This is a genomic window from Cupriavidus ulmosensis, from assembly GCF_977008105.1.
In genome coordinates this window covers 3,364,900-3,386,322 of the sequence record NZ_CDRMWP010000001.1, presented here as the reverse complement: position 1 = coordinate 3,386,322, position 21,423 = coordinate 3,364,900, and the positions used below count along the sequence as shown (strand labels likewise).

Below are 21,423 nucleotides of genomic sequence, written 5' to 3'. Positions count from 1 at the left end.
AAATTCAATGATATGACCGGGACGCTGCTGATCACTGGCGGAACTGGTTCGTTCGGAAATGCCGTCCTGCGCCGGTTCCTAGATTCCGATATCGACGAGATTCGTGTGTTCAGCCGGGATGAGAAAAAGCAGGACGACATGCGCAAGCGGTATGCGCACCCCAAGCTCAAGTTCTACATCGGCGACGTGCGCGACCGGCAGAGCGTGGCTTCGGCCATGCGAGGCGTCGACTACGTGTATCACGCCGCGGCGCTGAAGCAGGTGCCCTCGTGCGAGTTCCACCCGATGCAGGCGGTGCGTACCAATGTGCTTGGCACGGAGAACGTGTTGGAGACCGCGATCGAGGCCGGCGTGAAACGCGTCGTCTGCCTGAGCACCGACAAGGCGGTCTACCCCATCAACGCCATGGGCATCAGCAAGGCCATGATGGAAAAGGTGATGGTTGCGGCCAGCCGGAACCTTGAAGGCACGAACACTGTCATCTGCGGTACCCGCTACGGGAACGTGATGGCGTCGCGCGGCTCGGTCATTCCCCTCTTCGTCGAGCAGGTTTTCGCCGGCAAGCCGATTACCATTACCGATCCCACCATGACCCGCTTCATGATGACGCTTGGCGATGCCGTGGATCTGGTGATGTATGCGTTCGAACATGGCAACAATGGCGACATCTTCGTGCAGAAAGCCCCCGCGGCCACGGTCGAAGTTCTTGCCAGGGCCATTCTGGAAGTGATGGGAAAGGTGGACCACCCGATCAACGTCATTGGCACCCGCCACGGCGAAAAGCTCTACGAAGCGCTGCTCAGCCGCGAGGAGATGGCTTGCGCCGAGGACATGGGAGACTATTTCCGGGTGCCGCCCGACGGCCGCGACCTCAATTATGCGAAGTTCGTCGAAGAGGGGGAGCAGCGCATCACCCAGAGCACGCACGGCGAGGACTACAACTCCCACAACACCACCCGCCTCGACGTCGAAGGGATGAAAGTGTTGCTGTTCAAGCTGGACTTCATGCAGCGCATTGCACGCGGTGAACATGCAATGGCGGAGGAATGAAGCCATGAAGGTATTGATCACCGGGGCCGATGGCTTCGTCGGAAAGAACCTGCGACTGCATCTTGCCGAGCGTAAGGATGTGCAGACCGTCTGCTTCACCCGGCAGGACGATGCGGCAACCTTGCCGGCGCTGGTGCGCGAAGTGGATTTCGTATTTCATCTGGCGGGTGTGAATCGTCCGAAAAATCCGCAGGAGTTCACCGTGGGGAACGCGGATCTGAGCGAAGCGCTGGCTCGGGCCGCGTGTGCCGTGGCGGAAGCCACGGGCAAGCGCGTTCCGATTGTCTACGCTTCCTCGATTCAGGCGCGCCAGGACAACGCATATGGCAGGAGCAAGAAGGCAGCCGAGGATGCCCTGTTGCGGGTAGCGAGTACGCACCAGGTGCCGGTGCATGTCGCCCGCCTGCCGAACGTCTTCGGCAAGTGGTGCAAGCCGAATTACAATTCCGCCGTCGCCACGTTCTGCCACAATATCGCGCGCGGCCTGCCCATTCAGGTGAACGACCACGCGGCCGCCGTCACGCTCGTCTACGTGGATGACGTGATCGAGCGCTTCGTGCAATTGATGGACGGCGCTGATGCCCAGGCCGACGCGGACGGATTTGTCACCGTGGTACCTCAGTACACGACGACCGTGGGTGAACTGGCGCACCTGATCGAGTCCTTCCGTGCCAGCCGGGAAACCCTGACTACGGAGCGCGTGGGTACCGGGCTTACGCGCGCGCTTTACTCGACCTATGTGAGCTACCTGCCGGTCGAGGACTTTACCTATCGCGTGCCGCAGCATGGAGACGCGCGAGGCGTCTTCGTCGAAATGCTCAAGACACCCGACTGCGGCCAGTTCTCATTTTTCTCGGCTCACCCGGGCGTTACCCGGGGGGGTCACTATCATCATTCGAAGACGGAGAAGTTCCTTGTCATCCGGGGGCAGGCGCGATTCAAGTTTCGCCATATGCAGACTGGCCAGACACATGAACTCGTGACGTCGGGCGATCAGTCGGAGATCGTCGAGACGGTGCCAGGCTGGACGCACGACATCACCAATATCGGACAGGAAGAGATGATGGTTATGCTGTGGGCCAACGAGATATTCGATCGGTCCAAGCCCGACACCTTTGCCTGCCCGCTTTAGCCCGTTGCAGTAGAAAAAATACTCCCCCTAGCCATGAAGAAACTCCGAGTCATGACCGTGGTCGGCACCCGGCCAGAGATCATCCGCCTGTCGCGAGTGCTTGCTCGTCTGGACGAACATTGCGAGCACGTCCTGGTTCACACCGGCCAGAACTACGACTATGAACTCAACCAGATCTTCTTCGACGATCTCGGTATCCGCAAGCCGGATCATTTCCTGAATGCCGCGGGGGGTAGCGCGGCGGAAACCATCGGCAAGATCATCATCTCGATGGATGAGGTCCTTGCCAAAGCCGAGCCGGAAGCCTTGCTGGTGCTGGGTGACACCAACAGCTGCCTGTCGGTCATTCCCGCCAAACGGCGCAAGATTCCCATTTTCCATATGGAAGCGGGAAACCGCTGCTTCGATCTGCGCGTTCCGGAGGAGACGAATCGCCGTATCGTGGACCACACGGCGGACATCAATCTGACCTACAGCTCGATCGCACGGGAATACCTGCTGCGCGAGGGCCTCCCGCCCGATATGGTCATCAAGACCGGGAGCCCGATGGCAGAAGTGTTGGCGCATTACCGTACCGGTATCGAGAAATCCGATGTGCTGACACGGCTTGGGCTGATCGAAGGTCAGTTTTTCGTCGTCAGCGCTCATCGTGAAGAGAACATCGATTCGGACGCGAATTTCGGCAAGCTGGTGCACGTGCTCAATTCAGTGGCGGAGCACTATCAGTTGCCAGTTGTCGTTTCAACACATCCGCGTACGCAGAAGCGCGTGGATTCGGTGGGCGCGAAGTTCCACGCCAATGTCCAGTTGCTCAAGCCATTGGGTTTCACCGACTACAACAAGCTCCAGGTCACGGCCAGGGCGGTGCTGTCGGATAGCGGTACCATCAATGAGGAGTCTTCCATCATGAATTTTCCTGCATTGAATCTGCGGGAGGCGCATGAGCGCCCGGAGGGCATGGAGGAGGCCGCCGTGATGATGGTTGGGCTGGAGACGACGCGCGTGATGCAAGGGCTTGCAATCCTGCAGGATCAGGCGCGTGGTGGCACGCGTCTGCTGCGCCAGGTCGCGGACTACAGCATGCCGAATGTGTCGGACAAGGTCCTGCGCATCATTCACAGCTACACCGACTACGTGAACCGCGTGGTGTGGAAGAAGTACTGACGCATGGCGATCCGCGTATTGTTGCTGACTCAATGGTTCGATCCTGAACCGACCTTCAAGGGCATGGTGTTTGCCAGGGAACTGGTTCGCCAGGGATTTGAGGTCGAAGTGCTGACGGGTTTTCCGAACTATCCCGGCGGCAAGGTCTATCCAGGCTATCGCATCAAGCTGCTGCAGCGCGAAGTGATCGATGGCGTGCAGATCACGCGTGTGCCACTGTACCCAAGCCATGATCAGTCGGCCATCAAGCGTGTCCTGAACTACCTTAGTTTCGGCGCGTCATCGCTTCTCTATGGGCTTTTCGCGGTGAAGCGACCGGATGTGGTTTATGCATATCATCCACCGCTGACGATCGGGATCGCCGCCAGCCTGATCCGCATGTTTCGCCGCGTCCCAGTTGTGTATGACGTTCAGGACATGTGGCCCGACACGCTGCGCGCTACCGGGATGCTGAGCAACCCATGTGCCTTGCGGGTGGTGGCCGCTGTATGCAAGTGGGTGTATCGTCGCGTGGACCGGATTGTGGTGCTGTCTCCTGGCTTCAGGCGTCTGCTGGTGCAACGCGGCGTCCCCGAGGCAAAGGTCGACGTCATCTACAATTGGGCGGACGAGGTGGCCCTGGCGGCGCCGAAGGGGGCTTTGCCACCGGCCTTTCCCGATGCAGGTCGGTTTCGCATCGTTTTTGCCGGAAACATGGGAAAGGCTCAGGCACTCGACACGATACTCGACGCGGCGGCACTGCTGCAGGCGCGCCAGTCACGGGTGTGTTTCGTGATGCTCGGCGGCGGGATCGAGGTGGAGCGGCTGAAGGAGCGGGCGAGCCGGGAGCAATTGCGGAACATCGTTTTTCTTCCGCCGGTGCCCATGACCGAGGTGGGCACGGTGTTGACGGCCGCGGACGCCTTGCTGGTGCATCTGCGCAAGGATCCGTTGTTCGAGATCACGATTCCGTCCAAGACTCAGGCCTACATGACGATTGGCAAGCCGCTGCTCGTGGCCGTCGATGGCGATGCGGCCGATCTCGTGACGAGGTCGGGCGGCGGCATGGTGGCCGGGTCGGAGAATGCAGAAGCCCTGGTTGCCGCATCCGAGTCGCTCGCCGCGCTCGACCCGGCCAGCCTGCTCGAGATGGGGGAGAAGGCGCAGCGCTTTTACCGCGAGCACCTTGCACTGGGCGTTGGCGTCGCAAGGTTCGGTGCGATTTTTTCGAGCTTGGCTTCCGGTATTCATTGAAGATGAAGCGTCTTTTCGACATTGTCATGGCCTTGGCCGCCTTGCTGCTGCTGGGCATCCCCCTGCTGCTGCTGATCTGGGTTGTCCGGCGCAAGTTGGGCAAACCGGTGTTCTTTCGCCAGACTCGCCCCGGCCTGAACGGGCGGCCATTCGAAATGGTGAAGTTCCGCACTATGACGGACGCCCGAGGAGCCGATGGACAGCTACTGCCCGATGCGGAGCGCCTGACTTCGTTCGGGCGCTTTCTGCGCGCAACCAGCCTGGATGAGCTGCCCGAGTTGTGGAACGTGCTCAAGGGCGATATGAGTCTGGTAGGCCCACGTCCCTTGCTGATGGAGTATCTGCCGCTGTATTCACCCGAGCAGGCGCGGCGCCACGCCGTTCGCCCAGGTGTCACGGGCTGGGCGCAGGTGAACGGTCGCAATGCCCTGAGCTGGGAAGACAAGTTCCTGCTTGATGTCTGGTATGTCGATCACCAGTCGGTGTGGCTGGACATCCGGATACTCTGGCTGACGGTCCGCAAGGTCCTGGTGCGCGAGGGGATCAGCGCAGCCGGAGAAGCGACAATGCACAAGTTTACCGGCAGCAAATGATTGCGGTGAAAAGAACAAACGATCACGGAAACAAGTGAACGATATGAAACGATATGCGATTTTCGGCGCCAGCGGTTTTGGTCGGGAGGTACTCCCGCTGGCACGCCAGCAATTGCGGCAGACTGAGAGCGAACCTTGGGACCTGGTGTTCGTCGATGACCATCCGCCGGCCGCCGAACTCAACGGCCATCGCGTGCTGACCTACAGCCAGTGGCTGGCCGAGCCGGCTTCGTCGCGGCATATGAACGTCGCGATTGCCAACAGTGTCGTCCGGGAGAAGCTGGCGCGTGCGTGCGTCGCCGACAACGTGCAGTTCTATTCGGTGAGCGCGGGCAATACGGTGGTTCTCGACTCAGTGGAGGTCGGCCCGGGGGCTGTCTTGTGCTCGTTCGTTACGCTGACCAGCAATATCCGCATTGGCGAGCATTTCCACTGCAACATCTACAGCTACGTGGCGCATGACTGCGTGATCGGCGATTTCGTCACCTTTGCGCCGGGTGTCCATTGCAATGGCAATGTCGTGGTGGAGGACCACGCTTACATCGGCACGGGAGCCATCCTTCGCCAGGGAACGCCGGCAGCGCCCCTGATGATCGGGCGGGGTGCCGTGGTCGGGATGGGTGCGGTCGTGACGAAGAGCGTCGCTCCCGGGAGCACCGTGGTGGGCAATCCTGCACGTCCAATGCCGCCTCGCGCCAACTAAAGTTCTTGGGAATCGTGCAATGTTGAATACCCCTTTCTCGCCTTGGCCCAGTTTCACTCAAGAAGAGGCCCGAGCTGTGCAGCAAGTCTTGCTGTCGAACAAGGTTAATTACTGGACAGGTGCGGAGTGCCGTGAATTCGAGAAGGAATTCGCGAACTGGTGTGGCACGCACCATGCCGTGGCGCTCGCCAACGGCACGCTGGCGCTGGATGTCGCCCTTCACGCGTTGGGCATCGGTCCCGGCGACGAGGTGGTGGTGACGCCCAGGACGTTCATCGCGAGCGTGTCATGCGTCGTGAACGTTGGCGCCACTCCCGTGTTTGCCGATGTCGAGCCGGACAGCGGCAATATTTCGGCGGCCACGATCGCGCGCGTGCTCACGCCGCGCACGAAGGCTGTGATCTGCGTGCATCTGGGTGGTTGGCCGTGCGACATGGACCCGATCATGGATCTGGCGAGCAGGCATGGCCTGAAGGTGATCGAGGACTGCGCGCAAGCGCATGGTGCCCGCTACAAAGGCCGTAGCGTCGGGTCGATCGGGCACATTGGCGCATGGTCTTTCTGCCAGGACAAGATCATGAGCACCGGTGGCGAGGGCGGAATGGTCACGACCGGCGACGAGGTATTGTGGCGGGCCATGTGGGCGTACAAGGATCATGGCAAGAGCTACGAGGCGGTGTACGAGCGTGAACATCCGCCGGGTTTTCGCTGGTTGCACGAGAGTTTCGGTACCAACTGGCGCATGCTGGAGATGCAGGCGGCCATTGGCCGGATACAGCTGCGCCGCATGTCCGACTGGACCAAACTGCGAACCGCCAATGCCGAATCGGTCTGGTCGGCATGCCGGCCGTTTGCCGCCGTCACCGTGCCGGACGTGCCGGAGCACAGCCAGCATGCGCACTACAAGTGCTATGTCTATGTCGACGCCAGTCGCCTGGCCGATGGCTGGACGCGCGACCGTATCGTCGAGGCCATCAATGCGGCCGGCGTGCCTTGCTATCAAGGCTCTTGCTCGGAGGTCTATCTGGAGAAGGCTTTCGACAAGACGGGGTGGCGTCCTTCCGAGCGTCTGCCCGTTGCGCGCGGCCTAGGTGAGTCCAGCCTGATGTTCCTGGTGCATCCCACGCTGACCGAGGCGGAGATTACCAGGACTTGCGCCGTGCTGACCGACGTATTGGGACGGGCCAGCCGGTGAGCCAGTTTACCGTTCCCCTGCTGGCGCTGCCACGCTCGGCCAAGCGGCTGGTGGTGGTGGCCCTGGATCTGGTGCTGTCGCTGGTCTCCGTCTGGGTGGCCTTCTATCTGCGCATCGACCAGACTGGCTTGCCGATCCAGCAGCAGAAGTATGTCTACCTGCTGGCTCCCCTCCTGGCCTTCCCGCTGTTCGTGCGACTGGGCCTGTACCGTGCGATCTTCCGGTACACGGGCCTTGCGGCGCTGGCAAGCACGGCCAAGGCCGTGGGGCTGTATGGCGTGCTGTTCTTCGGCACGCTCGTACTCCTGACGCTGGAGGGCGTGCCACGCAGCGTGGGCCTCATCCAGCCAATGCTGTTCTTGTTGCTGGTGGGGGCCAGCCGCGCCCTGGCGCGTTTCTGGCTGGTCGGTACGTATGGCAAGTTCAATCATCACGTGGGTCGGCTCCTGATCTACGGGGCGGGAGAGGCGGGCGTGCAGACGGCCTCCGCGCTGGCGGTAACGCGCCAGTTTGTGCTGCTGGGCTTCATCGACGACGATCCGGCAAAAATCGGCCGCACCATCAACGGCATGGACATCATGGGTCCTGACGGCGTGCCCGATGCCGTCGAGACGATGGGCATTACCGACATCCTGCTGGCCATGCCTTCGCTGGGGCGGGTGCGGCGCAATACCATCATCGCCGGGCTGCGGGAATTGCCTGTTCACGTGCGCACGCTGCCGGGCATGGTCGACCTTGCCTCCGGCCGCGTGACCATTCGAGACTTTCAGGAGCTGGACCTGGAAGACTTGCTCGGCCGGGCGCCGGTCCCTCCCGACGCGGCGCTGCTTGCGCGCAATCTGTCCGGCAAGACGGTATTGGTGACTGGCGCGGGCGGCAGCATCGGCAGCGAGCTGTGCCGCCAGATCCTGATGGAAAGGCCGCGCCGACTTGTGCTGGTTGAGCACAACGAATTCGGTCTCTACACCATTCACAACGAGCTGGAAGGCTTGCGTGTAGAGCATTGCCTGCACGTCGAAGTGATTCCTTTGCTGGCCAGCGTGGCCAATCTGGGGCGCCTGCGTGAAATCTGTCAGCTATACCGGCCGGCGACGGTCTACCATGCGGCTGCGTACAAGCACGTGCCGCTGGTGGAGTGCAATCCGTCGGAAGGCGTGCTCAACAACGTATTCGGTACGCTCAACATGGCGCGCGCTGCCATGGAGAGCGGGGCATCGCATTTTGTCTTGGTGTCGACGGACAAGGCTGTGCGGCCGACCAATGTCATGGGCGCCACCAAGCGCATGGCTGAGCTGGTACTGCAGGCCTTGTCGGCCACCGAAGTCGTGCCCTTCCATCTGGTGGATGGCACGCGCATCCAGGAGGTCCGGAACAGCACGGTATTCGCCATGGTGCGCTTTGGCAACGTGCTGGGGAGCAGCGGCAGCGTGGTGCCGCTGTTCCGGAAGCAGTTGCGCGAAGGTGGCCCGCTGACGGTGACCCACGAGGATGTCACCCGCTATTTCATGACCATTCCCGAGGCAGCCCAGCTGGTGTTGCAGGCGGGCGCAATGGCCCACGGTGGCGACGTATTTGTGCTCGATATGGGCTCGCCGGTGAAAATCATGGACCTTGCCCTGCGCATGATCAAGCTGTCCGGGCTGACGGTGCGGAACGAGCAGAATCCCGGCGGCGACATCGACATCAAGGTTACTGGCCTGCGCCCGGGGGAAAAGCTCTATGAGGAACTGCTGATTGGCGACAATCCCGAGGGTACGGCGCATGAGCGGATCATGAAGGCTCGCGAGGATTTCGTCCCATGGGCAGAGCTGGCGCCGATGCTTGGAGACATTGCGCAGGCTGCCGCCCTGAACGACGAGGTGACGATAAAACGCATCTTGACGCAGTTGGTGCACGGATACAAACCGCAGGTGGCCGCCGCGCTGAGCAGTGAGATCGTGGTCTAGCTACACGACGAAAATTGTGGGATAGAGATTGGAATGATTAAGCAAAAGAAGGTATTGGTGCTGTTGGTCGTTGCCCTGGCAGGTGCGGGTGCGGGTGCGGCACTAGGCTATGGACCGTTGCTTCACTACAAGTCCGAAGGGGTGTTGAAGGTCGAGATGAGCACGTCGGAGTACAAGCGCATCAGTGAGTTGGCCGACGATGTCAGCACCGTGCAGAATTTCGTGTCGAAGTCAGCCCCGCCCGGTCTGGACGACGCTGGCGTCGACCGGCTGGTGAGGTATGTGCAGAATGCCGAATGGCAGAAGCCTGTCCCGAGAATAAGCAAGACCGACGCCAGGGAACTGCCCGATCTTCTGATTCAGTTGGAGCAGGAGCGCGAGAAGGCCAAGGAGCGCGACCGGGCCAGCGAACGCGACAGGACCGAGGAGGCAAACCAGGACAACAGGCTGGCACCCATCGTCTATCTGGGGGTCAAGCTGACCGCCGTGGCGTCGACGCCGAAGGCTGCCGCCGACATTGCGACCTGGATGGGCGACTATTTCAAGGACATGGCGACACAGGAGGCCGTCCGTCAGATGGTGTCCGGCTGGGTGGCAGAAAGCCGGCAGTTCTCCGATCGTGCCGATGAGCGCAAGCGGAAGTACCAGTTCGACATCGAGCAGGCGCAACTCAAGGTAACGGCCCTCAAGAAGATCATCGCGGACTATCCGGACGCTGCTCGGCGCGATACGTCACAAGTGGTCGACGTACGCAGGGACAATGAGAAATTCATGTCCCCGATGGCCCAGCTTGTGGGTGCCGAGTCCGAGATCATCGGAATTCGCGAGAAGATCCAGCGGCTCGACCGCGAGATCGATCAACAAGCACTGATGAAGCCATTGGCGGTTGATGCGGAGGCAGCCGTGGCGCAGTCCCATAGCGGCAGCGATAGTGTCATCAAGATATCAAAGATACTCTCTGCACTCAGCAAGAAGACCCAGAGCGAAGCACAGCAGGAAAAGCTCTCGTCGCTGGCCGCGGATCTGTCCGCGACCACCGTACGGTTCCTGTCGCAGCCGCGTTTTATTGCGCAGCCTTCGGTGCCGAGCATGCCGGAGCGTCCGCGTCCGCCCATGGTGATCGTGCTGATGGCAGCGCTGTCGGCGCTGGCGAGCGCGGCAATTCTGTGGCGCGAGACGCTGATCAAAGCGATCTGGCTGCCGAATGCGAAGAAGTAGGAGGGGCTCGGACGCTGGATCCTTGCCGTTCAGCGCGGTCCCGTTCCCATGCCGGAGAATGTGCGTGGCCGCCTATGGATTCGAAATAGTCGCTCGTGATACGATCCGACTCGCCTTGCGAGGCGGCGTTACCCCAAACCTCGTAAAGCTCGGCGGGTGCCCCGTCCGTGCCACCGGGTCAGTTCCGTTGGCATGGGGCGTGGGCGGCATGTGAATGTCGCTCACGTCGCGCCCGTCTCCCGTAGTTTCCTGTCTGACTGGCATCCACGATGCTGTCGGAACTGGCCCGCTTGTGGTCCGATCGCATGCACCTATGTATGCTCATTGTCGCGGAGTCCCCTGCTTCCGCTGGCCGGTAGTTTTCTTTCGCTAGTCCTGTGTACCACAGGGTCCGAACAATTGTGACGTAGGTATCGCTTCTGGTCCGGTTGCTCTTCTGGCTTGAGGACGGCCAGGCTGCTATGCGAATCAATCCTGTCTCTTGCTGACAACCTGTAGTTGCAGGCCCAATATTCGAAATCCAAATGGCCCGCAAATTTCTCATATTTTCCTGTTCAAAACAGGCATGTCGGGTTTGATCAGCGCTTGGCAGATTTTGCTTTGTCAGTTGTCTTTTTTCTGTATTCGTGAAGTTGATCTGGCCGTGCCAGCGGATTTCTCACGCGCCAATGCGAAATGCTGGATCCAATAGCAGGCCTATTTCCCTGTTTAATTGCAGGGGAAAATGTGCTACGATCCCAAGGTTTCCCCCGAGATGGGGGGTACTGTTCATGCCGGCAGCGTTTGCCACGCTGCGCTCGTTTTCCGTTGGGGCGAGACGGCCAATGGAATTTTAAAGTAAATAAAACAAATAAAATCAGTAGTCGGCCGGTGACGCGCGAGATGCCGTATCGGCTGTCTATCTGCTGTGAAGAAGAGGGTAAAATTGACATCTGCAAAGCATGTTGTCGCGATCGTTCAGTCATGCTATATCCCATGGAAGGGGTATTTTGATCTGATCGGATCGGTCGACGAATTTATTATTTACGACGACATGCAGTACACTCGTCGGGATTGGCGCAACAGAAATCTGATCAAGACTCCGCAGGGGCTGTCTTGGCTGACGCTGCCCGTCAAGGTCAAGGGAAAATATTTCCAGTCGATTCGGGAGACTGAACTGGATGGCCAGCGGTGGCGCGTGGATCACTGGAAGGCACTGCAACAGAATTATCGCCGGGCACCTCATTTTGCTTCTATTGCGGAGGTGCTGGAACCTTATTACACATCACACGAATATACACGACTGTCGGAGCTTAACCGCGCATTGCTCGAGGCGATCTGCTCGCTGCTTGGCATAACGACCAAATTGAAATGGTCGTGGGACTACGACCTAGTGGATGGAAAGACGGAGCGTCTGGTGAGTTTGTGTGAACAGGCTGGCGCAACGAAATACATATCGGGTCCTGCGGCGCGGGATTACATGGAGCCGCATTATTTCTCTGATGTCGGCATCGAGCTGAGTTATTTCGATTACTCAGGCTACCCGGAATACCCTCAACTCTGGGGCGGTTTCGAGCATGGGGTGTCGGTCCTCGATCTCCTGTTTAATTGCGGGCCCGAGGCCAGGAATTATATGAAATTCCCGGCTCGCGGCGATGGCCATCTCTGACGTGGAAAAAACCATGATAAATGACCTGCTTTCTCCGGTTGCCAGCTACTATACGGAGAAAATCAAGGAATTTGGCCCTCAGCCGCGCGGTGTCGACTGGAACGGGGTTGATGGGCAAGTACTGCGGTTTACTCAGTTGAGCCGCCTGCTGGACGTCGAGCGACCATTTTCGCTGGCCGACATCGGCTGTGGCTACGGTGCGCTGCTGGACTTCCTCACCGAACGTTATCGTGATTTTCAGTACATTGGCCTTGATATTGCGGAAGCCATGATCGAGGCTGCCGGCAAGCTGCATGAAAATAAGCCGCAAGCACGGTTCATTTCCGGCACCGAGCCGCCTGAAGTGATCGATTTCGCCGTGGCCAGCGGTATCTTCAACGTTAGGTTGAGCGGTAGCGACGAGGACTGGCGTTCCTATATTCTGCAAACGCTGGAGCGCATGCATCAATTCAGCACGCGCGGTTTTGCGTTCAATTGTCTGACCTCATATTCGGATGCTGATAGGATGCGGTCGGATTTGTACTATGCGGATCCCTGTGAGTTCTTCGACCTGTGCAAGCGGAAGTTTTCGCGCAACGTCGCCTTGCTTCATGACTATGGTCTTTATGAATTCACGATTATCGTAAGGAAGTGAAGCATGTCAACCGTAGCCAAACCATTGGTCATCTTCGGGACCGGGCAGATTGCGGAACTCGCTTGGTTCTACTTTACCCATGACTCCGACTATCAGCCGGTCGCGTTCACAGTAGACCGAACCTACATGGACAAGGAGTCCTTCCTGGGGCTCCCGGTTGTTCCTTTCGAGGAACTGCGACAACATTTTTCCCCGGCCGATACGGATGCTTTCGTTGCGCTGAGCTATGCAAAGCTGAATATGGTTCGTGCCAAGAAGGTCGAGGAGATTCGCAATGCCGGCTATCGTACCGCCAGTTATGTGAGCAGCCGGGCCACGGTGTTTCCTGGATTCGAGCCTGCCGGGAATTGCTTCATCCTGGAAGACAACACGATACAACCGTTCGTTCAGATCGGCGACAATGTGACGTTTTGGAGTGGAAACCATATCGGCCATCATTCCGTTATCGAGGATAACTGCTTCATCAGTTCGCACGTGGTGATCTCCGGCGGGGTGAGGGTTGGGAATGGCACTTTCATCGGTGTGAACTCCACGATTCGCGACCATGTCTCCATTGGCGCACGTTGCGTGATCGGGGCGGGATCGCTGATCACTAGCGATGCTGAGGCGGAAGGTGTCTATACCTCGCCGTCGTCGGAACGCTCCCGCGTGCCTAGTACGCGGCTTCGCGGTCTGTGAGGGGGTGGATATGAAGTGGCGAAAACTTGGGAAGGTGTTTTGCGCAAATGGCGAGCATCCTTGGATGATGACTCACGCCGCAAATCCAGTGGCCGAATTCCGGCATGACAACGTATTCCGCGTCTATTTCAGTGCGCGCGATGCGCAAAGGCGCGCGCACATCGCTTATGTAGAATTCGATCTTGCCGATCCGCAAAAGATTCTTGCGATCTCGGACAAGCCGGTGCTGGGCCCGGGGGAGATCGGCACGTTCGACGACAGCGGGACTTCCATGGGGTGTCTCGTCAATCACAAGGGAAAGCGGCATCTGTACTACCTGGGATGGAATCTCGGGGTGACAGTGCCCTGGCGCAATACGATCGGGCTTGCTGTCAGCGACGGGCCGGACGCACCGTTCGTCAAGGTTTCCAAGGCGCCGACGATGGACCGCCACCACGTGGATCCCTATTCCATTTCCTATCCCTGGGTGCTGGTCGAGGATGAATTGTGGCGCATGTGGTATGGCTCCAATCTGACCTGGGGCGAAGGCGTCAGGCAGGAGGAAATGGCCCATCTGTTCAAGTATGCCGAATCCGACGACGGCAGGGTCTGGCGGCGCGATGGACATATTGCGCTGCATTTCAAGGACGAGAGCGAATACGCCATGTCGAAGCCCTCCGTGATACATGATCAGGGGTTGTACCGCATGTGGTATTCCTATCGCGGACAGGCATATCGCATTGGTTACGCGGAATCTCCCGACGGGAAGAACTGGACGCGGCGCGATGAGCTTGTCGGCATTAGTCCATCGGCCAGTGGCTGGGATGCCGACACAGTCTGTTATCCCTGCGTCTTCGATCACGATGGTCGGCGCTATATGCTTTATAACGGCAGCCGGTATGGTGACTCGGGATTTGGTATTGCAATACTCGAAAAATAATTTCCAGATATGAGCGAAGAACAGTACTACGGCGGTATCGGGCCGTCGCTTTCGCTGGATGCGATTGATCGTCACCACGAAGAATTGGTGGCGGTAGGCTACACGGTGCTCGATTCCGTTCTTGCCGAGAGTAGCCTGCAGGACTGGCGTGACCGTATCGATGCCGTCTATCGGGCGCAGGAGTTGGAATTCGGCGGGCGCGAGGCCCTGGCGGCGATCGGTGAGCAGGATCTGTGCCGCGCGCCGCTACTGTATGACAAGTCGTTCATCTCGATGGCAACCGAGACCAGGGTTCTCGGGGTAGTACGTCGGACATTGGGCGACTGGTACATCCTGAACCTGCAGAATGCGATCATCAACAGGTCGCAGGAGCGCCACCATCAAAGCGCGTGGCATCGTGATCTGCCGTACCAGACGTGGACCAGTTCGCGACCGCTCGCGCTCGGTGCCCTGTTTGCCATCGATCCGTTCTCGCCCGAAACCGGCGGTACCGTGGTCCTGCCGCATTCCCATCGCCGCGATCGCATGCCGTCCGAGGATTTCATCAAGAGGCATGCGATTTCGGTATCCATGCCGGCGGGCTCCGTGCTGATTTTCGACGCGATGCTTTTTCACCGTGCCGGAGTCAATAGTTCTGGCCGGGTAAGGCGTGGCGTAAATCATCTCTATACCATCCCGCTGTTGAAGCAGCAGTACGACTTTCCCAAGGCATTGGGCCAAGGCTTCCCGGCCGACCCTGTAATTGCCCGCCTGCTGGGGTACGAGTCGCAAGTACCGGTAGATGCCTTGGCGTGGCGGCGCGAGCGTGCGCGCCGCAAATTCGGCACGGTGCCGACCCAATGACAGCGAACATAATGCCTCCCGAGCTGAGCGTCGTGGTACCGTCCTATGGCTGTCTGGGATGTCTCACGGAGCTTTGCGATCGCCTGCATGCCGTGCTGACCGGCCTGGGTTCTTCTTTCGAGATCCTGCTAGTCGACGATCGCAGCCCGGATAATTCCTGGCCCCTGATCGAGTCGCTCGCCGGCAGCTATCCGGCCGTGCGCGGTATTCGCCTGAGCCGGAATTTCGGGCAGCATGTCGCGATCACGGCCGGCCTTGCCGCCGCACGAGGCCAGTATGTCGTGGTGATGGATTGCGATCTGCAGGATCCGCCGGAGCGGATTCCCGATCTTCTCGCGGAGTTGCGTAAGGGCTATGACTTCGTGCTTGCACGTCGTGCAACCCGCTCGCACTCCGCATTCCGACAGGTTTCGGCGAAGCTCTACTTCCGGCTGATAAACGCCTTGACCGGCGAGTCCGTGGACGGAAGCTATGGCACCTTCAGCATTCTGACGCGCAAGGTGGTCGATGCCTTTCTGCTGTTCGGCGAACGTGAACGGCACTACCTGTTCATACTCCGATGGCTGGGATTCCGGAGCGGAACCGTCGAATACGCACATGCTGAGCGGCATGCGGGCGAGAGTTCATATAACGTGTTGCGCTTGCTCAAGCACGCCTTGAGCGGGATCTTCTTTCAGACCAGCGTTTTCCTGACCTGGATCATCTATGCGGGATTGTTTTTCACGGCACTGAGTTTCCTGGGGGGATGCTTCTTCATCTATCGCCACTTCACGGCGGATTCGCTCCCCGGCTGGACGAGCCTCGTGGTGGCGATCCTGTTCTCCACGGGCATGATTCTCGCCAGCATCGGCGCGGTGGGGCTGTACGTATCGAGAGTCTTCGAGATGGCGAAAGGCCGACCGATCTATGTGGTCGATCGCGAGTGCGGTTGCGGAAGTACCGCTGTCGACGCGTCCGACGAGAAAGGTGCATGAGCGGGGGGGCGCCGGGCTGGCGAAGGCTCGCCGTCTTCACTTTTATGACCGGGCTGGCTGCGTTTGCCATCAAGAATGTGCTCGCTTATCGCGACGTCATGGCGGATCGGTTGACGCGGGCGCAACGGCTAGCGGCGCTATCTGCCGATACCGACACCGAGAGGGTCGCGCGGCACAATTTCTATGCCCTGCTCGGGAAGCTGGGGAATATGCCGGCCCTACATGAAGGCGGGCGGTTCGGGGTGTTTGTGACGGATTCCGAATTTTTCAAAGGTGCATATATCGACCGGCCCGTGGACACGACGCTGACAGCGTGCGCCATTCAGCCATTCAGCATCCCGGCGTTTACCGGCATGCCATTGTTGAGCGGGCTTCTGTCACGCGACAATGGCTGTCATTACGACTCCTATGGTTATCAGTATCTGCCGCACGACGAGATGCTGAGTTCGGAGGCGCTGGCGCAGCCATGCGTGCTCGCGCGGCGGCGGGGAATGAGGCAGGTGGTGGTCATCGACCGGCACGATGTCGATTTTGCCGCCAGGAGGATCGATTGCGATGAGCACTAGGTCAATGTCAGCGCCAGCCGCCTGGCGCGGCGACATGTCATTCGAGCGAGGCGGGTATCTCGCCTGTCTGTGCATTCCGTTTGTCTTCGCGCTGGCGCTGGCGCAGTGCCTGCGGGCGCCGCAACTGCTGGCGCGGGCCGACGTATCACTGATGGCAGCATTGCTGGCTGCGCTGGCAGCGGTGCTTGGCGCCATTTCGGCAATATTCGATCTCCGCTCGGCGCTGCAAAAGCGTAGGCTGGAGTCCTTCGTGACACCGCTGGCCGTCGGCCTGCTGGTGGGGCTGTTGCTGCTCGGTGTGACGAGGCTGCATGCTGCCTTCGGATGGCTGGTCGTCGGCATCGTGGCCTTGAGGATGATCGTCATGATCGTCCGGGCAGGGATCACCAGCGCAGTCTTCCCCTTGCTCTCGGGCGGGATGATTGGATACTGGGCTTTCCTGCTCAGCTTCGTCGATGGCTACAAGACGCCCTGGATCAACGAGGCGATTGCCACCGGCACCGTGCACGTGGACCTGATGTTCCATGCCGCCATTGCAAATATGCTATCCGGCTACGGCACCGGCACGCTGGGCGTGGATGGACTGATACCGTTTCCCTATCATTTCGGCAGCCATCACGTGATGACGGTGCTGTATCCATTGCTTGGCATCGGAGCATTGCAGTTCTATTCGGTGATCTTTCCGCTGCTGTTCTGCCCACTTCTGCTGGTCTTCATGTATTTCTTCGCCTTGTCCTTTCGAGATTTTCTTGCCCGCACCAGCACCGGCGCGAGCAATTGGAAAGACGAGCACGCGGGCTGGTATTGGGTGATATTCGCCATCATCTTCATTGGCGTAATCTCCACCCCCTTCCGAAGGACACTTGGCGTGTGGGACAACATATTCCACAGCGAGTCCTTCGGCGTGGCAGTACTGTTTGCCTACCTGGCAGGGATATGGTGCTTCGAGCACCTCGGACGGGAGCAGTTGGTCAGGCTCGCATGGTACATGTGGCTGGTCATTCCGCTTTACTTCGCCATTCTCTGCCTGCTGAAGATCAGCGTGGGTCTCGTGGTAGGCGGCATGGCCGCCTACCTTTTCCTCCGAATTAGAATGACGCTTGCGCAACGGATCCTGGGATGGATCGCGATTGCCCTGCCGCTCTGCTACGGGCTCTGGGTTACGCGCAGTTCGTCGGGGGAGGGGCTGGCGGATCCCGGCCTGATGGCGATGACTAAGCCGTTTGCGTTTCTGAGGGACATCGTGCCTGCGGAATTGCGCCCGGTTTCGTTCGCCGCATTCTTTGGTCCGCTGATCGTCCTGGTCGTGCTGCGCCTGCTGAGCAGGAGAAGCGGAGCCCAGGCATCCCTGTGGGCGCGCATCAGCGGCTCCGAACTGCTGGATGTCGAATTGGCAATAGTCATCACCGTGGTGTCGGTCATTCCGGGTTTGCTGCTCTCGGTGCCACAGGGCGGGACAAATTTCTTTGCCGAAGTCTCCTATTGGTGGGTACAGCCTATGCTGGCCGTGGTAGCGGGCCGTTTGCTTGCGAAAGCCGTAACATAATCGGAAATCTGTCGTATATGGCTATATTTTCTGATATTGCTATGCCCCTTGATTTCCCGGCCAATTGGCGAGGGCAAGTCGATGTGACCCTCAGGTTGCCCGACGATATTCGGAAAAGACCTGCATTCAGCTATGTCGCATGCTGTGCAATATTCCGAAAAACATCCAATGAACGTCTCTCCGATTCCAGAACTGCATGAGTACTTTCGCAATGACAAAGATTCAGTCTTCCCCGACAGGAAATACGGAGACTGCGGCCGCAAAGCGCAGCATCCCTTTCAATCGCCCGTACATGACCGGGCGCGAACTGCACTATATTTCGCAGGCGCATGCAGGCGGCCACCTTGCTGGCGATGGTCCGCTTACCAGGCGTTGCCACGAGTGGCTTGAGGCAAAGACGGGTGCGGCGAAAGCACTGCTTACGCATTCGTGCACGGCGGCGCTGGAGATGGCGGCGATCTTGCTGGACATCGAGCCTGGGGACGAGGTCATCATGCCTTCCTACACCTTCGTGTCGACCGCCAATGCGTTCGTGCTGAGGGGCGGCGTGCCGGTATTCGTGGATGTAAGGCCGGACACCTTCAACCTGGATGAACAGCAGGTAGAAAGCGCGGTGACGTCGCGCACGCGCGCGATCGTGCCGGTGCACTACGCCGGAGTCGGATGCGAGATGGACACGCTCATGGCTATCGCGGACAAGCATGATCTGCGGGTCGTCGAAGATGCCGCGCAGGGTGTGATGGCAAGTTATCAGGGGCGCGCGCTTGGCAGTATCGGGCATCTGGGCGCATACAGCTTTCACGAAACCAAGAATGTGATCAGCGGCGAAGGCGGAGCCCTGATCGTAAATGACGCAAGCTATGTATTGCAGTCGGAAATCATCCGCGAGAAAGGGACGGACCGCAGCCGTTTCTACCGCGGCGAGGTGGATAAGTATACGTGGCAGTCGAGTGGCAGTTCATTTCTGCCAAGCGAGTTGACTGCCGCGTTCCTGTGGGCGCAACTCGAAGAGGCGGAATCCCTGACCCAGAGGCGCTTGGTGCTCTGGAACCGCTACTACGAGTTGCTGGCTCCGCTCGAGGTGCAGGGATTGCTGCGCCGGCCCATCGTTCCGGCCCATTGCGAGCACAACGCACACATGTTCCAGATCCTGGTCGCCGAAGGGATCGACCGGCAACTGGTGCTGCAGAAGCTGAAAGCAGCGGGCATCGGCGCCGTGTTCCACTACGTTCCGCTGCACACTTCGCCGGCAGGCCAGAATTTCGGCCGGGCCCACGGAAGTCTCCCTGTCACGGATGATATTGCGGCTCGCCTAGGGAAATGCTGATCAATGAGCTTTGCGCGTGATGTTGCTCAGGCTATTGACTTCGGTTTTCGCAATGCGGGAGAGAAAGACCAATTCAGCACGGTTTTTCCCGGGTTTTGCGCCTCTCCTGGCGCGCTTGGCGCGCTCAGCACGGACTGCTCCCCCGTGAGGCCAACAACGGTTTCCTGGCAAGCACCAGATTCGCCAGACCAAACAGGCTGAGCAACTGCGCCGTGTTCTTGACCAGGCCCTTGTAGCGAACCTTACGATGACCAAAGAGATTCTTGATGACGTGGAACGGATGCTCGACCCGCGCCCGAATCTGGGCCTTGGCCCGCTCGACGGCGATCAGCAAGTCCTTGACGGTGCCGTCATGCATCGTCTTAATCTTGCCGCGCTTGACGGCCACCTGCCACTTCACGGACTTGCCTTGCATCTCGTCGCGCTTCTCCACGCCCGTGTAGCCCGCATCGCCAAACGCATGCTCCTCGTGACCATGCAGCAAGGCATGCGCCTGCGACACATCCGACGCGTTCGCTGCAGTGCCCACCACGCTGTGTACCAGCCCCGAAGCCGCATCCACGCCGACATGCGCCTTCATGCCAAAGTGCCATTCATTACCCTTCTTGGTCTGGTGCATCTCCGGGTCGCGGCTCTTCTCCTTGTTCTTGGTCGAAGGTGGCGCCTCGATGATGGTGGCATCCACAATCGTGCCTTCCTTCATCATCAGCCCACGCTCGCACAGCATGATGCCGATCTCGTCGAACAGCTTTCGCGTCAGCTCATGCTCGACGAGCATGCGGCGAAACTTGAGGAGCGTGGTCGCGTCTGGCACCGCTTCGACTGCCAGGTCGATCCCGGCAAACGCCCGCATCGCCACGCTGTCGTACAGCGCGTCTTCCAGTGCCTCGTCCGACAGCCCGTACCACTGCTGCAGGAAGTAAATGCGCAGCATCCGCTCCAGACCGATCGGCGGCCGTCCGCGTTTGCCTTTGGGGTAGTACGGCTCGACCGCCGCAATCAGGCGCGACCACGGCACCACGCTTTCCATCTCCGTCAGGAAGCGCTGGCGGCGCGTCACCCGCTTCTTACCGTGGCTTTCCGCTTCCGCAAAACTGATCTGTCGCTTCATCTCCGACTCATCTCTTGGGCATGCATATGACAACGCTTACAAGCCACCCAACGATGACTTTCGTTCTGAATAAATCAGTCTTTCCCTAGTTCGTTTGCCGCTGTGGATCGGCTTGCCTGAAGAGGATCAGCGCTACATCGCAGACGTCTTGTCTGCCGTGCTGACAGAGTTGCGTTGATGTGTTTTTTCGATGGGAAGATGGGTTTCGTGCCGGAGCAATGGCTCTGATTTCATTCTCGCCGCAGTAAATGGCGGGCAGGCACGCTAGTTGCTCTAGGGAAGAACAATGGCACAAATTACAACGGGAATTCGGCGGGTTCTGTCGCATCCGGGGATCTATGATTTTTTTCAGGTGCTGATGGGTGGGCGCCATGGCCGCTCGACATTCGCGCGGGAGCACGTGCGGGCAAGAGCCGGCGACAACGTGCTCGACATAGGTTGTGGGACCGCTGAACTGCTCGCCTACCTGCCCGAAGTCCGGTATTGGGGATTTGACATCAGCGAGCGCTATATCTCGGCTGCCACGGCCCGTTTTGGCGCGCAAGGCAATTTTGTCTGCAAGCTGGTTGATTTTTCTGATCTGGAGGGGTTGCCAAAATTCGATATTGTGATTGCTTCGGGCCTCATCCATCATCTGGACGAAGAGCAGGCCGAGGGATTGTTTCGACTGGCAAAGGCAGCGCTGCGTCCGGGTGGCCGCCTTGTGTCTATCGATCCCTGTTTTGCCGCGGAGCAGAATCCGATCGCCCGCATGCTGGTGAGCTATGATCGTGGCCGCAACGTATGTGATGGGGAAGGTTACAAGCGCCTCGCTTCCAGGGTATTCGATGACGTCTCCGGCGTGGTGCGTCACCAGGCGTGGATTCCTTATACGCACTGGATCATGGAGTGCCGTGCCAGCTAGGGGCAAGGACATCTGGGTTATGTCTTGAGCAATGGGGTA

Annotated in this window: 20 protein-coding genes; 19 read left to right on the top strand and 1 reads right to left on the bottom strand. The window is 59.3% G+C overall.

The genetic code is table 11. The annotated features are described in order from the left end of the window. Positions 1-12: 12 nt before the first annotated feature. The 18 genes from ACWTPI_RS15610 (at position 13) to rffA (ending at position 19,369) form a co-directional block, all read left to right on the top strand. Complete coding sequence (locus ACWTPI_RS15610; RefSeq protein WP_454732489.1) at positions 13-1,050, top strand: polysaccharide biosynthesis protein; 1,038 nt, start codon at positions 13-15, stop codon at positions 1,048-1,050. Between the two features lie 4 nt (positions 1,051-1,054). Continuing rightward, positions 1,055-2,182: a UDP-2-acetamido-2,6-beta-L-arabino-hexul-4-ose reductase gene (gene wbjC, locus ACWTPI_RS15605; protein ID WP_454732099.1), complete on the top strand. Its 1,128-nt coding sequence runs from the start codon at positions 1,055-1,057 to the stop codon at positions 2,180-2,182. Positions 2,183-2,215: 33 nt separating this feature from the next. Then, positions 2,216-3,346 carry a non-hydrolyzing UDP-N-acetylglucosamine 2-epimerase gene (gene wecB, locus ACWTPI_RS15600; RefSeq protein WP_454732098.1) on the top strand — a complete coding sequence of 377 codons (1,131 nt, stop codon included), beginning with the start codon at positions 2,216-2,218 and terminating at the stop codon, positions 3,344-3,346. 3 nt (positions 3,347-3,349) lie between these two features. Then, positions 3,350-4,579 (top strand): glycosyltransferase family 4 protein, encoded by a 1,230-nt coding sequence (locus ACWTPI_RS15595; protein ID WP_454732097.1) that lies wholly within the window; start codon positions 3,350-3,352, stop codon positions 4,577-4,579. 2 nt (positions 4,580-4,581) lie between these two features. Continuing rightward, positions 4,582-5,172, top strand: a complete 591-nt coding sequence (locus ACWTPI_RS15590) for a sugar transferase (protein WP_454732096.1) — start codon at positions 4,582-4,584, stop codon at positions 5,170-5,172. A 43-nt stretch (positions 5,173-5,215) separates the two neighbouring features. Further along, positions 5,216-5,875 carry an acetyltransferase gene (locus tag ACWTPI_RS15585; RefSeq protein WP_454732488.1) on the top strand — a complete coding sequence of 220 codons (660 nt, stop codon included), beginning with the start codon at positions 5,216-5,218 and terminating at the stop codon, positions 5,873-5,875. A 19-nt stretch (positions 5,876-5,894) separates the two neighbouring features. Then, complete coding sequence (locus tag ACWTPI_RS15580; RefSeq protein ID WP_454732095.1) at positions 5,895-7,070, top strand: DegT/DnrJ/EryC1/StrS family aminotransferase; 1,176 nt, start codon at positions 5,895-5,897, stop codon at positions 7,068-7,070. Then, positions 7,067-9,016, top strand: a complete 1,950-nt coding sequence (locus ACWTPI_RS15575) for a polysaccharide biosynthesis protein (protein ID WP_454732094.1) — start codon at positions 7,067-7,069, stop codon at positions 9,014-9,016. Before ACWTPI_RS15580 ends, ACWTPI_RS15575 begins: the two co-directional genes overlap by 4 nt. A gap of 33 nt (positions 9,017-9,049) precedes the next feature. Next, positions 9,050-10,234 carry a hypothetical protein gene (locus ACWTPI_RS15570; RefSeq protein ID WP_454732093.1) on the top strand — a complete coding sequence of 395 codons (1,185 nt, stop codon included), beginning with the start codon at positions 9,050-9,052 and terminating at the stop codon, positions 10,232-10,234. A 925-nt stretch (positions 10,235-11,159) separates the two neighbouring features. Then, positions 11,160-11,882, top strand: coding sequence for a WbqC family protein (locus tag ACWTPI_RS15565; protein WP_454732092.1), 723 nt, complete (start codon positions 11,160-11,162; stop codon positions 11,880-11,882). Between the two features lie 13 nt (positions 11,883-11,895). Beyond that, on the top strand, positions 11,896-12,516 hold the full coding sequence (locus ACWTPI_RS15560; RefSeq protein ID WP_454732091.1) for a class I SAM-dependent methyltransferase: 621 nt from the start codon (positions 11,896-11,898) through the stop codon (positions 12,514-12,516). Positions 12,517-12,519: 3 nt separating this feature from the next. Continuing rightward, positions 12,520-13,194 carry an acetyltransferase gene (locus tag ACWTPI_RS15555; protein WP_454732090.1) on the top strand — a complete coding sequence of 225 codons (675 nt, stop codon included), beginning with the start codon at positions 12,520-12,522 and terminating at the stop codon, positions 13,192-13,194. 64 nt (positions 13,195-13,258) lie between these two features. Continuing rightward, a complete protein-coding gene (locus ACWTPI_RS15550) occupies positions 13,259-14,113 on the top strand; it encodes a hypothetical protein (protein WP_454732089.1) in 855 nt (284 codons plus the stop codon). A gap of 9 nt (positions 14,114-14,122) precedes the next feature. Then, a complete protein-coding gene (locus tag ACWTPI_RS15545; RefSeq protein ID WP_454732088.1) occupies positions 14,123-14,956 on the top strand; it encodes a phytanoyl-CoA dioxygenase family protein in 834 nt (277 codons plus the stop codon). A gap of 11 nt (positions 14,957-14,967) precedes the next feature. After that, positions 14,968-15,930: a glycosyltransferase family 2 protein gene (locus ACWTPI_RS15540; protein ID WP_454732087.1), complete on the top strand. Its 963-nt coding sequence runs from the start codon at positions 14,968-14,970 to the stop codon at positions 15,928-15,930. Continuing rightward, positions 15,927-16,496 (top strand): hypothetical protein, encoded by a 570-nt coding sequence (locus ACWTPI_RS15535; protein ID WP_454732086.1) that lies wholly within the window; start codon positions 15,927-15,929, stop codon positions 16,494-16,496. Before ACWTPI_RS15540 ends, ACWTPI_RS15535 begins: the two co-directional genes overlap by 4 nt. A 34-nt stretch (positions 16,497-16,530) precedes the next feature. After that, positions 16,531-18,042 (top strand): hypothetical protein, encoded by a 1,512-nt coding sequence (locus ACWTPI_RS15530; protein ID WP_454732085.1) that lies wholly within the window; start codon positions 16,531-16,533, stop codon positions 18,040-18,042. A gap of 211 nt (positions 18,043-18,253) precedes the next feature. Continuing rightward, positions 18,254-19,369, top strand: a complete 1,116-nt coding sequence (rffA, locus tag ACWTPI_RS15525; protein ID WP_454732084.1) for a dTDP-4-amino-4,6-dideoxygalactose transaminase — start codon at positions 18,254-18,256, stop codon at positions 19,367-19,369. 124 nt (positions 19,370-19,493) lie between these two features. Here rffA and ACWTPI_RS15520 read toward each other — a convergent pair whose 3' ends face one another. After that, a complete protein-coding gene (locus ACWTPI_RS15520; protein ID WP_454732083.1) occupies positions 19,494-20,480 on the bottom strand; it encodes an IS5 family transposase in 987 nt (328 codons plus the stop codon). A gap of 286 nt (positions 20,481-20,766) precedes the next feature. On the opposite strand from ACWTPI_RS15520, the gene ACWTPI_RS15515 reads away from it, so the two are divergent. Then, positions 20,767-21,384, top strand: coding sequence for a class I SAM-dependent methyltransferase (locus tag ACWTPI_RS15515; RefSeq protein WP_454732082.1), 618 nt, complete (start codon positions 20,767-20,769; stop codon positions 21,382-21,384). Positions 21,385-21,423 lie beyond the last annotated feature (39 nt).

What these genes read in the sequence shown, in the direction of transcription:
- ACWTPI_RS15610 (WP_454732489.1), top strand. Translation starts at nt 13, where the DNA reads ATGACCGGGACGCTGCTGATCACTGGCGGAACTGGTTCGTTCGGAAAT.
- wbjC (WP_454732099.1), top strand. Translation starts at nt 1,055, where the DNA reads ATGAAGGTATTGATCACCGGGGCCGATGGCTTCGTCGGAAAGAACCTG.
- wecB (WP_454732098.1), top strand. Translation starts at nt 2,216, where the DNA reads ATGAAGAAACTCCGAGTCATGACCGTGGTCGGCACCCGGCCAGAGATC.
- ACWTPI_RS15595 (WP_454732097.1), top strand. Translation starts at nt 3,350, where the DNA reads ATGGCGATCCGCGTATTGTTGCTGACTCAATGGTTCGATCCTGAACCG.
- ACWTPI_RS15590 (WP_454732096.1), top strand. Translation starts at nt 4,582, where the DNA reads ATGAAGCGTCTTTTCGACATTGTCATGGCCTTGGCCGCCTTGCTGCTG.
- ACWTPI_RS15585 (WP_454732488.1), top strand. Translation starts at nt 5,216, where the DNA reads ATGAAACGATATGCGATTTTCGGCGCCAGCGGTTTTGGTCGGGAGGTA.
- ACWTPI_RS15580 (WP_454732095.1), top strand. Translation starts at nt 5,895, where the DNA reads ATGTTGAATACCCCTTTCTCGCCTTGGCCCAGTTTCACTCAAGAAGAG.
- ACWTPI_RS15570 (WP_454732093.1), top strand. Translation starts at nt 9,050, where the DNA reads ATGATTAAGCAAAAGAAGGTATTGGTGCTGTTGGTCGTTGCCCTGGCA.
- ACWTPI_RS15560 (WP_454732091.1), top strand. Translation starts at nt 11,896, where the DNA reads ATGATAAATGACCTGCTTTCTCCGGTTGCCAGCTACTATACGGAGAAA.
- ACWTPI_RS15555 (WP_454732090.1), top strand. Translation starts at nt 12,520, where the DNA reads ATGTCAACCGTAGCCAAACCATTGGTCATCTTCGGGACCGGGCAGATT.
- ACWTPI_RS15550 (WP_454732089.1), top strand. Translation starts at nt 13,259, where the DNA reads ATGATGACTCACGCCGCAAATCCAGTGGCCGAATTCCGGCATGACAAC.
- ACWTPI_RS15545 (WP_454732088.1), top strand. Translation starts at nt 14,123, where the DNA reads ATGAGCGAAGAACAGTACTACGGCGGTATCGGGCCGTCGCTTTCGCTG.
- ACWTPI_RS15540 (WP_454732087.1), top strand. Translation starts at nt 14,968, where the DNA reads ATGCCTCCCGAGCTGAGCGTCGTGGTACCGTCCTATGGCTGTCTGGGA.
- ACWTPI_RS15535 (WP_454732086.1), top strand. Translation starts at nt 15,927, where the DNA reads ATGAGCGGGGGGGCGCCGGGCTGGCGAAGGCTCGCCGTCTTCACTTTT.
- ACWTPI_RS15530 (WP_454732085.1), top strand. Translation starts at nt 16,531, where the DNA reads ATGTCATTCGAGCGAGGCGGGTATCTCGCCTGTCTGTGCATTCCGTTT.
- rffA (WP_454732084.1), top strand. Translation starts at nt 18,254, where the DNA reads ATGACAAAGATTCAGTCTTCCCCGACAGGAAATACGGAGACTGCGGCC.
- ACWTPI_RS15520 (WP_454732083.1), bottom strand. Translation starts at nt 20,480, where the DNA reads ATGAAGCGACAGATCAGTTTTGCGGAAGCGGAAAGCCACGGTAAGAAG.
- ACWTPI_RS15515 (WP_454732082.1), top strand. Translation starts at nt 20,767, where the DNA reads ATGGCACAAATTACAACGGGAATTCGGCGGGTTCTGTCGCATCCGGGG.